General features: G+C 68.3%; 8 protein-coding genes. 3 read left to right on the top strand and 5 right to left on the bottom strand.

The genetic code is table 11. The features are described from left to right. Positions 1-193: 193 nt before the first annotated feature. Positions 194-1,621, top strand: a complete 1,428-nt coding sequence (locus RIV12_RS04990) for an MATE family efflux transporter (protein WP_309322587.1) — start codon at positions 194-196, stop codon at positions 1,619-1,621. A gap of 875 nt (positions 1,622-2,496) precedes the next feature. Here the strand turns inward: RIV12_RS04990 and rplI are convergent. The 5 genes from rplI to RIV12_RS04965 form a co-directional block, all read right to left on the bottom strand. Beyond that, positions 2,497-2,952, bottom strand: a complete 456-nt coding sequence (gene rplI, locus RIV12_RS04985; RefSeq protein ID WP_003783683.1) for a 50S ribosomal protein L9 — start codon at positions 2,950-2,952, stop codon at positions 2,497-2,499. Between the two features lie 15 nt (positions 2,953-2,967). Continuing rightward, positions 2,968-3,204, bottom strand: a complete 237-nt coding sequence (rpsR, locus tag RIV12_RS04980) for a 30S ribosomal protein S18 (protein WP_003783656.1) — start codon at positions 3,202-3,204, stop codon at positions 2,968-2,970. Between the two features lie 88 nt (positions 3,205-3,292). Continuing rightward, entirely contained in the window at positions 3,293-3,892 is a 600-nt protein-coding gene (locus RIV12_RS04975) for a single-stranded DNA-binding protein (RefSeq protein ID WP_003783693.1), read from the bottom strand. A gap of 27 nt (positions 3,893-3,919) precedes the next feature. Continuing rightward, on the bottom strand, positions 3,920-4,207 hold the full coding sequence (gene rpsF, locus RIV12_RS04970) for a 30S ribosomal protein S6 (protein ID WP_003788455.1): 288 nt from the start codon (positions 4,205-4,207) through the stop codon (positions 3,920-3,922). Between the two features lie 252 nt (positions 4,208-4,459). Continuing rightward, entirely contained in the window at positions 4,460-7,024 is a 2,565-nt protein-coding gene (locus RIV12_RS04965) for a transglycosylase domain-containing protein (RefSeq protein WP_309322585.1), read from the bottom strand. Between the two features lie 550 nt (positions 7,025-7,574). On the opposite strand from RIV12_RS04965, the gene RIV12_RS04960 reads away from it, so the two are divergent. Together RIV12_RS04960 and RIV12_RS04955 are read left to right on the top strand one after the other, a co-directional pair. Beyond that, positions 7,575-8,951 carry an anaerobic C4-dicarboxylate transporter gene (locus RIV12_RS04960; RefSeq protein WP_309322583.1) on the top strand — a complete coding sequence of 459 codons (1,377 nt, stop codon included), beginning with the start codon at positions 7,575-7,577 and terminating at the stop codon, positions 8,949-8,951. Between the two features lie 138 nt (positions 8,952-9,089). Then, on the top strand, positions 9,090-12,506 hold the full coding sequence (locus tag RIV12_RS04955) for a PPi-type phosphoenolpyruvate carboxykinase family protein (RefSeq protein ID WP_309322581.1): 3,417 nt from the start codon (positions 9,090-9,092) through the stop codon (positions 12,504-12,506). Positions 12,507-12,577 lie beyond the last annotated feature (71 nt).

Below are 12,577 nucleotides of genomic sequence, written 5' to 3'. Positions count from 1 at the left end.
CCTCAACCTGGTCGTGAGGACGTCCTCGGCGCTGCCTCCCTGCGAGCTCGTTGCCGGCACTCAAGTCCGTTCCTCCAGCATCCCGCCCCGCAGTCGCGGCCTGGCACCGCCAGGGATCCGCCGCACGCCTTCGCTCCGCCACGCTCGTACCACCTAGAGGCTGCCGATGCTCTGACGGGGCCCGTGGTCCACAATGGGGGCCGTGCCCGACACCAGCAGCCCCGCCTCCAGCGGCCTCAACCGCCAGGTCCTGTCCCTGGCCGTGCCCGCACTGGGTGCCCTCATTGCCGAGCCGCTCTTCGTCCTGGCCGACTCGGCGATGGTCGGCCACCTCGGCGCGGTGAGCCTGGCCGGCCTGTCGCTGGCCTCAACGATCCTGACGACGACGGTGGGCCTGTTCGTCTTCCTGGCCTACGCCACCACGGCGACGACGGCGCGTCTGTTCGGGGCCGGCCGGCGCACCGAGGGCCTGCGGGCCGGCGTCGACGGAATGTGGCTGGCGCTCCTGCTGGGGCTGGGGGCGGGGGCTCTCCTGGGACTGGCCGCACCCTGGCTGACCGTGGCGATGGGTGCCGATGGTGCGGTGGCTCAGGCGGCCGTGGCCTACTTACGCGCCTCCTGCCCAGGACTGCCCGGCATGTTCGTCGTCCTGGCGGCCACCGGCGTCCTGCGCGGCCTGCTGGATACGCGAACGCCCTTCGTCGTGGCCACGGGAGGGGCGGTCTTCAACATCGTCGTCAACGCGGTCCTGCTCTACGGCGTCGGGATGGGGATCGCGGGCTCGGGCGCCGGCACCGCGATCGCGCAGACGGCCATGGCGCTGGCACTGGCCGGTCCGATCGCCCGGGCGGCCCGGGCCGCCGGCGTGGGCCTGCTCCCCCACCGCCAGGGCCTGCGGGCCTCTCTGGGCAGTGGGACACCCCTGCTCATCCGCTCACTGAGCCTCCGGGTGGCGATCCTGGCGACCGTGTGGGCGGCGACGGCGCTCGGGGAGGTGTCCCTGGCCGCCCACCAGGTGGTCAACGCCCTGTGGACCTTCGCGGCCTTCGCCCTGGACGCACTGGCCGTGGCGGCGCAGGCCCTCATCGGCACCGCCCTGGGACAGGCGCAGAGGGAGGACACGGACTCGGCCGTACCGGACACTGAAACCCTCACCGAGGAGGAGGCCGGGGCTGCCGCTGCGACCGCCGGCTGGTCCATTGACGAGCTCCTGAAGCGGATGCTGGCCTGGGGCGCCGGGACGGGTGTACTCATCGGGTTGCTCATGGCGGTGGGCGCCGCCTGGTTGCCCCGCGCCTTCACCTCCGACGCGGGCGTCATCGCGGCCGCGACTCCGACACTCCTGGTCGCGGCGAGCGCGCAGCCCCTCGCCGGGGTCGTCTTCCTGCTCGACGGTGTGCTCATGGGCGCCGGTGACGGACGCTACCTGGCCCGGGCGGGCCTGGTGACGCTGTTGCCCTACGTCCCGCTCGCACTGCTCATCGGGGGCGGCGTGCTGCCGGGGGCTGACGGGGCGACGTCGGGCCTGGTACTGCTGTGGCTCGCCTTCGCCTGGGTCTTCATGGCCGCCCGCGGCGCCACCACCTACCTGCGGGCCCGCGGCACCGCCTGGCGCCACTGATCGGCCTCTCGCCGCGTCCACCGCACCGCCTGTCCCCCGCCTGTCCCCCGCGCGTTCTTACCTTATGTCGTGTGTGCTGTCTCCTCACTTCTGAGACATGTGAGTGTCATGACTTCTGAGGCACTCGCTCGGACGGGAACCCGGGGCAGGCTGGTGGTCCTGGAGGCGAGGGTGAGGTCGAAGGGAAGAGGTCCGGCAGGCCGCTGGTGTCCACAGCGCTGACATCAACCCCGCACCGGCGCTGCGCACCGAAGAAGAACCGCAGGATTCCAACGATCCCCGCTGGGAACATTGACGCCGGGCCCGTTGATGTCAGCACTGTGGACACCGAGCTGTGTGCCTGATCGACTCTGCGGGGTCATGGTGGCCGAGCCCAGCACCCTCACCCCGGGGCCGGCCGTGCTTCTGCCTGCCTGGTCCTCGCCGGCTCCCGCGCAGGAGCCCGGTGGTCATGGTTCGACTCCGGCCCCGCCCTCGAGTCGGCTCGAGCCGGCCTGCTCCACGAGGGTCGGGATCCACTGGCCAAGGGTTGTGCGTACTGCACGAAGGCCCCACCTGCCCCCAGTACCCCCAACCCTCGTCCAGTAGCACCCCACCCTCGTGCAGTGCATCCAGACGACGACGGCAGCCACCAGAGTGACCGGGTCAGTCTGCTCCTACAGGCCGAAGCAGCAGCCCTCCCATCCGGCAGACGCGCCCAACCGGTGTCGTGAGATGTCACGACATCCGAAACTCTCAAAAGTCATGAGACAACACAGAGGGGTGAAGGGTACGAACGGGCGACCTGCCCTACGAACCGGACAGCCAGCACGACGCCGTCGGGCCGGAATCCCCGCATGGAGGACCCGGCCCGACGGCGGAAGGATGCCCGGCGCTCAGCGCGCGGGAACGACGTTGACCTCGAGGGGGGCCACGACGTCGGCGTGCAGGCGCACGGAGGCGCTGTGACGGCCGGTCGACTTGATCGGCGGCACGACCTGAATCTTGCGGCGGTCGACGGCGGGGCCGCCGGCGGCCTTGACGGCGTCGGCCAGGGTCGCGGTGGTCACGGCACCGAAGAGGCGGCCGTTGTCACCGGCGGTGGCGGAGACGGTCACAACGTTCTCCTGCAGCCAGGCGCGAGCGGTCTGGGCGTGCTCGAGGGACTCGATGGAGCGCTTGCGGCGCGCCTCGGCCATCTGGTCGATCTGGCGCTGGGCGCCCTTGGTCCACGGGGTGGCGAGCTTGCGGGGCAGGAGGTAGTTACGGGCGTAGCCGTCCTTGACCTCCACGACCTCGCCGGCGGAGCCGAGGTGGGAGACGTCGTGCGTGAGGATGAGCTTGGTGGTCATTGCGCGTGCCTCCGATCAGCGAGCCGAGCTCGAGTAGGGCAGCAGAGCCATCTCGCGGGCGTTCTTCACGGCCTTGGCGATCTTGCGCTGCTCCTGGACGGAGACGCCGGTGACGCGACGGGCGCGGATCTTGCCGCGGTCGGAGATGAACTTCCGTAGCGTAGCGGTGTCCTTGTAGTCGATGGTGCCGACCTTGATGGCCTTGACGGGGCTGACCTTCTTCTTCGGCTTGCGAAGTTGGGGCTTCGCCATGGTGGTACTCCTTGGTCTGAGCGCCTGGGCGCTCTACGAGATGAAAAGTTGTGATGTGTGAGGGAACGGATCGACGGCGTCGCGACCTTTAGAACGGGGGCTCGTCACCGAAGGAGGTGGAGCCGCCCGTAGCCCACGGGTCGTCCGCGGCGCCGCCGGCGGGGGCGTTGTACCCGGACTGGCCCTGGCCGCCGAAGCCGCCACCGCCGTTGTAACCGCCCTGCTGGGGGCCACCCTGGTTGTATCCGCCCTGGTTCTGGTTGCCGAAGCCGCCGCCCTGGGGGCCGCCCTGACCTCCGCCGAAGCCACCCTGGCCGCCCCCGCGCGGCTGGCGGGTGACCTGAGCCTTGGCGTAGCGCAGTGAGGGACCGATCTCATCGACCTGCATCTCCACCACCGTGCGGTTCTCGCCCTCACGGGTGGTGAAGGAGCGCTGGACCAGCCGGCCCTGGACGATGACGCGCGTGCCCTTGGTCAGCGACTCGGCCACGTTCTCCGCGGCGTCGCGCCAGATCGAGCAGCGCATGAACAGGGTCTCCCCGTCCTTCCACTCGCCGGCCTGGCGGTCGAAGGTGCGCGGCGTGGAGGCGACGGTGAAGGAGGCCACCGCTGCCCCGGAGGGCGTGAAGCGCATCTCGGGGTCCGCGGTGAGGTTCCCGACGATGGTGATGATGGTGTCTCCGGCCATGGCGTTGTCTCCGTTCCCGGTAGAGGCTCAGGCCTCGGGACGCAGCAGCTTGGTGCGCAGAACGGTCTCGTTGAGGCCGAGCTGGCGGTCGAGCTCCTGGGCGATCTCGGGCGTGGTGGTCATGTCCACGACGGCGTAGAAGCCCTCGGACTTCTTCTTGATGTCGTAGGCCAGCCGGCGCTTGCCCCAGATGTCGACCTTGTCCACGGTGCCCCCGTTGCTGGGAACGACCTGCAGCAGCTTCTCGAGCGTCGCGTTGGCGGTGCGCTCGTCCGTCTCGGGGTCGAGGATGATCATGATCTCGTAGTGACGCATGCTTGGTACCCACCTCCTCTGGTCTGTGGCGGTCACGGTCCTTCCGTGACAGGAGGGTGATGCGTGCGGCGCACCATCCGGTGGAATGAGGTCCATCCGCCCGACGGCGCAGCCAGTTCGCCACATTACCGGACAACCGGGTGGCCCTGAAAGCCGAGACGGTGGGCCGACGACGTGCCATGCAACACGTCGTCGGCCCACCGTCAAGCACCTATCAGCAAGCGGGTGCTCATCCGCCGCGGACTAGTGGCGCTAGCCGACGCCGCCCTGGCCCCCGCCGTTGTTGCCGCCGTTTCCGCCGCCGCCATTGTTGCCGCCACCCTGGCCGCCGCCGTTACCGCCGCCGCCATTGTTGCCGCCACCCTGGCCGCCGCCGTTACCGCCGCCGCCATTGTTGCCGCCACCCTGGCCGCCGCCGCCGTTACCGCCGCCGCCATTGTTGCCGCCACCCTGGCCGCCGCCATTACCGTTCTGGTCGTCGTCACCGCTGTCGTCCTGGCCTCCTCCAGGCTTCTTCTCGGAGTCCGGTGGCTCGGTCTTCTGCCCGCCCTCAGGCTGCGGGGTGGTCTGCGGCGTCGGCTCGGCGGTCGGCTGCGGCGTGGGGGTCGCAGTCGCCTCGGGCGGAGCAGTAGGAGTCGCAGTCGCCTCCTCCTCCGGCTCACCGGTGGGCTTGGCGGTCTGAGGAACCGTTCCGCCACGGGTGGCCAGCAGCTCGGCCGGCTGGGGGAACTCCTCGACCTCAAGCCCCTCGTGGGCGACCGTCATGTAGTTGATGAAGATGTCCGCCGGATAGGTGGAGCCGGTGATCTCCTCATAGTCGCCCCAGGGCTCAATCGACTCCTCCGAGCCGTCCGCTCCGGTCTGGTAGAGGGTGACGGCGGTCACCACCTGCGGAGTGAAGCCCACGAACTGGGCGGACTTGTTGTCCGACGACGATCCGGTCTTCGCGGCGACCGGGCGATCCATCTGGGCGGCCACCTTGTCCGCACTACCGTTCGGACCGGAGACGACCTGCTGGAGGGCGTAGGTCGTGTCCGCCATGACGTCCTCATCGAACTCTCGATGACCCTTGGTGTCCGCCGCGTAGCGGTCCGTACCATCGGGGTTCTTGAGGGAGGCCACGATGTGGGTGTCGCGCCTGATGCCCTGCGCGGCGAAGGTGGAGTAGGCCGTAGCGATGTCGATCGTGTGCGGGGAGGCCGACCCGAGGACGTTCTGGACGAGAGTCCGCTGCTCCGGGGTCTTCAACCCCTCGGTCGACTCCGGGTAGCCGGCACGGTTCGCCACCTTGGCCGTGATCCCCTCCTCGAGGTCCTCAGCATTCATGAGCTCCTGATTGAGCTGGAGGTAGGGGGTGTTGAGCGACTGCTCCGTGGCCTGGGTGAGGCTGGCCCACTTCAGGGAGACGTTCTTGAAGTTCTGGAACTCATGACCCTCAATGGTCATCGGCGAGGTGGCCGGATAACCGCTGTTCAAGGACCACCCGTTCTCCAGGGCGGCCACCAGCGCAAAGGGCTTGAAGGTGGAGCCGGCCTGAGCGATGGCATCGGTTGAGGTGTTGACCTGGCTGGTCAGGTAGTCGTCACCCCCGTAGAGCGCCAGCAGGCCACCCGTCTTGGGATCGATGGACACCAGCGCCTTGCGCAGGTTCGGAGAGGCGCCGGGCGGCAGGGACTTGACCGCGTTGACCGCGGCCTCCTGGTCCTTCTTGTTGATCGTGGTGACGATCTTGAAGCCACCGGTGTCGATCTGCTCCGGCGAGATCTTCGCCTTGTTCTCGAGCTCGGAGCGCACCATCTGGAGCAGGTAGCCGTTGGTGCCGGCGTAGACCTGCTTGGTCTGGGACTCCTCGGTCTTCGGCATTCCCGTCTGCTTGGCCTCGCTGTACTGAGCCTGGGTGATGTAGCCGTCGTCGAGCATGAACTGCAGGACTCGTCCCCACCGCTCCTGGGCCTTGTCCGGGTTCTCGGCCGGATCCCAGGCGCTGGGGGAGGGCAGGATCCCCGCCAGGAGCGCGGCCTGCGAGGGGGTCATGTCCTTGGCGGGCTTGCCGAAGAACGCCTGCGAGGCCGCCTCGATGCCATAGGCGCCGCGGCCGTAGTAGACCGTGTTGAGGTAGTCGCCCAGGATCTCCTTCTTGGGCTTCTCCCGGTCGATCTTGATGGCCATGATGGCCTGCTTGAACTTGCCGGTGTAGGAGCTGGTGGTGTCGACGTAGTAGTTCTTCACGTACTGCTGCGTCAGGGTCGAGGCGCCCTGGGTGTCGCCTCCGCGCAGGTTGTTGACCAGGGCGCGCGCGATGCCCTTGGGGTCGACGCCCTTGTTGGAGTAGAAGGTGCGGTCCTCAGAGGCCACCACCGCGTTGCCCACGTAGTCCGGCAGGGTGGAGGCATCCACGGACTGCCGGTTGATCTCGGCGAACTTCCCCATCTCCGAGGTTCCGTCGGCGTAGTAGACCGTGCTGCTCTGAGCCAGCGCGAACTCGCTGGGCTTGGGCACCTTGATGGTGTTGTAGGCCCACATGAAGGCGCCGATGGTGCTGAGCACTCCCAGCAGGAAGACGCCCAGAACGAATCGCCAGCTGGGGATCCAGCGGTGAATCCGCCCCTTGCCGGCGCGGGGGTAGTTGAAGAAACGGCGCTTGCGCCCCGAGGCGGCGTCCTTGGAGCGCTCGACCTTTGACCGCTTGCGCTCCTTTCCGGGCTTCTTACCAGCCCCCGAGACCCTGCCCAGGGTCTGCCGACCGGCGCCGGTCACTCGGGTCGGCTTGTTGCCGACGGGGCGGCTGGGTCCGCTCCCATTCGTGCCTTCTGCCACGCGCTCCTCGTTTCGGTTGACTGTCACCAAGGTGACTGGGTGCCGCAACGGCGCGGGGGATAACGCTCCGGTTGCGACGTGAGGTCCTAATCATGACCGATGTTGGCTGCTGGCGCCGACTCGGACGCCGGTCACCATCCTGCGGGACCGCCGACGGCGATCGGGAGTGATCGCTGCGGACAAGCCACATCGGGCACCGACATACGTCCAGTATGGGGGAACAGAGGGCAGTGATGGTAGCGATGCGGACCTGGGAACCAGCCATGACGCCGCCGACTCACGTTATCTGGATGTCACCTAAATCGCTCCGAACAGTGCACTCATGCGCTTTGGTGGCCGGTGATAGCGCAGCGGGAACCAGAATGTGAGTTCGCGCCCAGACGGCAACGAAGCACTCCGAAAACAGCCGATATCCACCAGGACAATGGTCCCCGACTGCTGGTGAGACACTGAGCCGAACCCTGACAGGTGGTCAGTTTCACGCATCGGCTCCTCGCCTGCTCGAGAAGCACCGACCCTCACCCGTCCGGCTCAACCGGGGAGATCCACCATGGACGCCAGCTCAACCCTTCAGACCCTCAGCATCATCCTTCAAGTCGTCATCATCCTCACCTGCCTCATCATTGGGGCGAAGAAGGGCGGGATCGCCCTCGGTCTCATCGCCGGGATCGGGCTGCTGGTTCTGGTCTTCGGCTTCCGCCTGGAGCCGGGCGAGGCCCCTGTCGACGTCATCCTCACCATCCTGGCCGTCATCGGATGCGCCGCCACCCTCCAGCAGTCCGGCGGCCTGGACGTCATGATGCAGGTGGCCGAACGGGTCCTGCGCCGACATCCCGAGCAGATCACCATCCTGGGGCCGTGCGTCACCTGGTTCCTCACCGTCCTGTGCGGGACCGGGCACGTCGTCTACACGATGCTCCCGATCATCGCGGACATCGCCATCAAGAAGGACATCCGACCCGAACGTCCCATGGCCGCCTCCTCGGTCGCCGCCCAGATGGGCATCACGGCCTCACCGGTCTCGGTCGCCACGGTCTCGATCGTCTCCATCATCGCCAAGAACACCGACCGGCACTGGTCGGTCCTCCAGATCCTGGCGATCTCCATCCCAGCGTCGTTGTGCGGGGTGCTCCTGGCCTCCCTGTGGTCAATGCGCCGGGGCAAGGACCTGGACAAGGACGAGGAGTACCAGAAGCGCCTGGAGAACCCGGAGTTCCGCGCCGCCGTCCAATCCAGCTCCGAGACCCTCATCGGCAAGGCGTTCCCACCCGAGGCCTACCGCGCCACCTGGATCTTCCTGGGCGCCATCGCCGCTGTCGTCATCCTGGGCGCCTTCGAGGTGCTGCGCCCCCAGTTCCCCACGGGCGACGACGGCGCGCTGGAGCGCCTGAGCATGAACCTGGTCATCCAGATGGTCATGCTCGCCGCCGGAGCACTCATCCTGCTGACCTGCAAGGTGCAAGCCGGCAAGATCGCCTCCACCGCCGTGTTCAAGGCCGGGGCCACCGCCATGTTCTCCATCTTCGGGGTCGCCTGGATGACCGAGACGGTCGTCCACGCCCACCTGGAGAGCCTGGAGCACAGCCTCGCGGGCGTCCTGTCCCAACACGTGTGGATGTACGCCATCGTCCTGTTCATCATCGGCAAGCTGGTGAACTCCCAGGCGGCCGGCCTGCTCATCGTCGCCCCCATGGCCCTGTCGCTCGGGGTGAGTCCGGTCGTCGTCGTCGGGTTCATCGGCGCCTCCTACGGGTACTTCATCCTGCCCACGTACCCCTCGGACCTGGCGGCGATCGGCTTCGACCCCACCGGCACCACACGCATCGGCAAGTACGTCATCAACCACTCCTTCCTGGTGCCCGGGCTCATTGGAGTACTCACCTCCTGCATCGTGGGCACCGCACTGTCCCAGATGCTCCTGTCCTGAGCGTTCGACGTCGTACCTGCCAGTCGACGCGGACAGCAAACGCAGGCCGGCAGGTGCGACGTCGAACACACCACTGAAGCCGTCCTTCTGGGTAGAACGTAACAGGGTCGTGTCGTCGTGTCTGTCTAGGCTCGTGCCATGACAACAACAGACGCGGCCACCACTTCCGCCATCGCCCTGCGTTTGGAGCTGCTGGGGCTCTCCGCCCCGGCACGGGTCAAGCAGAGTGAGGCGGACCGTCTCATGTCCCCGATCCTGGCTCGCCAGCGCGAGCTCTCCCGCCGCCTGGCCCACCGCCCCTGTGCCGCGGACCAGCGCATTCAGACCTTCCTCGACTCCTACCTGGAGGGAGCGGCCGCCACCCCGAGGCTGCCCCGCTCAACCTTCGTCCTGGACCAGCCGGGTCTGGCGCGGGCACTGTCCCTGCCGGCGGACTCCACCAGCTTCACCTCCGACTACGTCGAGAGCTACCGGGTGCTCGGCGGCGTCCTGCACAATCCCCGCAACGACCGCCGCACCACCGCCGGCGTCTTCCACGTCGCCGAGGGCGGCCTGCCGATCCCCGACGACAAGATCGCCGTCCCGCGCGACGTCTTCGCCCGCCTGCTGGCCCACGCCGTGGAGGCCCCCGAGGACCTGCTGACCCTGCCCTGGGCCTCCCGGCAGGAGGATCCGGCGCGCTGCTTCGTGTCCCTGCTGCTGCGCCCCGTCGTCGTGCCCGAGGTCGCCGGCTTCTCCGCCGAGCGCTCCATGGAGATCCGTTTCATCGCCCCCGGCGGCCTGGTCTCCAACCTGGACTTCGTCGAGGGCATCTTCGGCAACGGCGGCGACCCCTACCTGCCGGAGAACGACTCCTCCCTGGCCCCGGAGTCCTGGACCGGTCACACCGGCTGCGTCATCCTCGCCCCGCACCTGACCACCCTGACCAAGAAGGAGCTGGGCCTGCCCTCCTGGGAGGAGGCCACCGAGCGCCAGCGCCGCGACGGCCAGTGCTGGAAGGACGAGGCCGAGCTCTACAACGGCGGCAAGGCCTTCAAGTGCGTGGCCCGCGACGAGCGCGGCGTCATCGTCACCGTCATCGCGGACAACTACTTCGGCTACTGCAAGAAGGAGGTCAAGACCCAGATCGGGTACTCGGCCAACCTCTTCGGCTGCGTGGAGGAGGAGCACGCCGGCGGCGCCGTCGCCTACCCGCGCTACAACCTGAGCCAGGAGTACACCGACACCCACACGCCCGAGGGCCTGACCCTCGAGCACGTCGTCGAGCGCAATCCCGGCCGTTTCGAGGTGCGCGAGGACGGCTCCGCCGTCGTGGTCGACGACCCGACCATCGTGCTGGTCCCCGCCGGCGCCCACTTCTCCATGCGCAACCAGACGATCACCTGGACCGGCCCCGACGGCCAGGAGGCCTCGATCCCGCTGCTGGTGAGCAACACCTATGTGGCCCCCAACGGCTACCGGGTCCACGCCAAGCACCGCGAGGGCGACGCCACCCAGTGGCACCTGGTGGGCACCGCCCCCTGGTCCACGCAGGCCCACAAGCCGGCCACCGTCTCCGGCGGCGGCAAGTCGGAGATCTCCAAGTCCCTCCTGGACGCCTTCGTCTTCGGTGAGGCCTACGTCGGCGACGTCGACGAGGACTTCGACGCCGTCCAGACGATCCTCGACGGCAACTACGCCGACCGCTTCGTCGACCCGGCCAACAAGAGCGACAACCACCGCTCGATCCTCTCCGAGCGCCGCTCGCTGGGAAGCGTCATCAAGCTGCTGACACCGTCGTCGATGTACACCGAGGAGTACAACGCCTTCCTGGAGTCGATCCCGGCCCACATCAAGGAGCTCATCTTCACCGTCAAGCGCTTCTACCAGCCCAGCTGGGGCGAGGACTGGCGCAGCCACTTCTCCGTGGGCATCATCAACGGCCGCAAGGGCAACTCCCTGCGCCTGGACGGTGAGGTCATCAAGGTCAACATGCTGCGCGTGGGCTTCGAGGACGACGGCGCCTGGCGTCTGCTGTCCCTGCGCCCGGACTTCTCGCCGGCGGCCAAGGTCCAGACCGAGGACGACATCACCGCCTCCATCGTGGCCCCCGGCGGACTGGTCTCCACCCCGGACTCGGAGCTGTCGCGCAAGTTCGTCACCAACTGCGAGTCCCTGCTCTTCCAGCGGCCCGACGACGCGATCGTGCGCGGTTACGACAAGCAGACCGAGTCGGACATGTCGGATGCGCAGGCGGACCTGTTCATCTCCAACTTCCAGCCGCTCACGCCCGCCGACGCGCGGGCGATGGCGGCCGACGCCCCCGGCCTGTCCCGCTTCACCCAGCCCATGCAGGACCTGGTGGCCCGCGCCGCGGCCCTGCCCGAGGCCGAGGACCCCGCCGAGCAGACCTACTGGGTCTCCACGGCCGACCCGCGCCTGGTCAACGGCGCCCCCACCAAGAACCCCCGTTACCTCCAAGTGCGTCCCGACATCGCCAACCCGAAGGATGTGGCGCTGGCGGACCTGACCAACCACCTCTTCCGGGACGTGCCCCTGGACGCACCGCTGCGCCACAGCGTCGACGTCGTCGCCGCCGGGCGCCGCAACAACCCGCCCGAGGACGGGGTTCCGCCGCTGTGCGCCTACAACCCGCTGCACTACATGGAGCTGCCCGAGCTGTTCATGGAGTTCATCTCGTCCATGACCGGCAAGTCCCCCTCGACGACGGGCGCCGGTAGTGAGGGGGCGCTGACCAAGTCCCCGTTCAACGCGCTGCCGGCCATCTACGACCTCAACGCGGCCCTGCTGTCCTACGCCCTCAGCGGCTACGACGGCTGGCTGTCCTCGGCCGGCTACATCGGCCCGAAGGTCCAGGTGGCCCACGACATCTCGCTGCTCATCCCAGAGATCTTCTCCCGCATGAGCGTTGAGGAGCGAGACGCCCACCACCTCGTCGAGGGCGGCTACCTCGAGCGCATCGAGGACTTCGAGTACGAGGGCCGCACCGTCCAGGCCTCGCGCCTGGGCTACCGCATGAACCAGGCCTTCGCCTCGACCTTCTTCGGCCGGATCTTCCTGCACCCCGACGTCGTCTTCACCGAGGAGATGCTGCGTCCCGAGCTGCAGGACGAAGCGGTCTTCGCCGACTCGGTGGACATCATCGTCACCACCCACAAGGTGGTGGCCGAGCACTACCGGGCCGACGGCTCCATCGAGTGGGCCGTGCCGCCACTGCGGGCCCTGCTGGAGATCATGATCGACGGCACCTCCCGCGAGGGCTGGGACCTGACGAGCCCGGAGTTCCGCGCCCTGTTCGAGCGCGAGAACATCCTGAGCTCGTCGTGGTACGCGGAGCGCCTGGACGCCAAGGTCGCCCGCGACACCCGCCAGGCCCACCAGGCCATCGAGGACCTCACCCGCTTCTACACCGCGGAGAACAATGAGGAAGTCGTCGAGCGCCTGAACATCGAGGGCCGCCTGGCCGAGGCCCGCGCCTGGCTGGACAAGGTCAGCTCTCCGGCCTACCGCGAGCACCTCGTGGGCACGCTCGGCCTCCAGCCATCGCTGGCCTGAGCGCCGTCGCGCCGGGCCCGCACCGACCTCCCGCGGGCCCGGCCGCACGCCACCTCGCTGACGACGACGGA

It is taken from the genome of Actinomyces stomatis, from assembly GCF_031292835.1.
In the GTDB taxonomy this organism is placed as follows: Bacteria; Actinomycetota; Actinomycetes; order Actinomycetales; family Actinomycetaceae; genus Actinomyces; species Actinomyces stomatis.
This window is presented reverse-complemented; position numbering and strand designations above follow the sequence as displayed.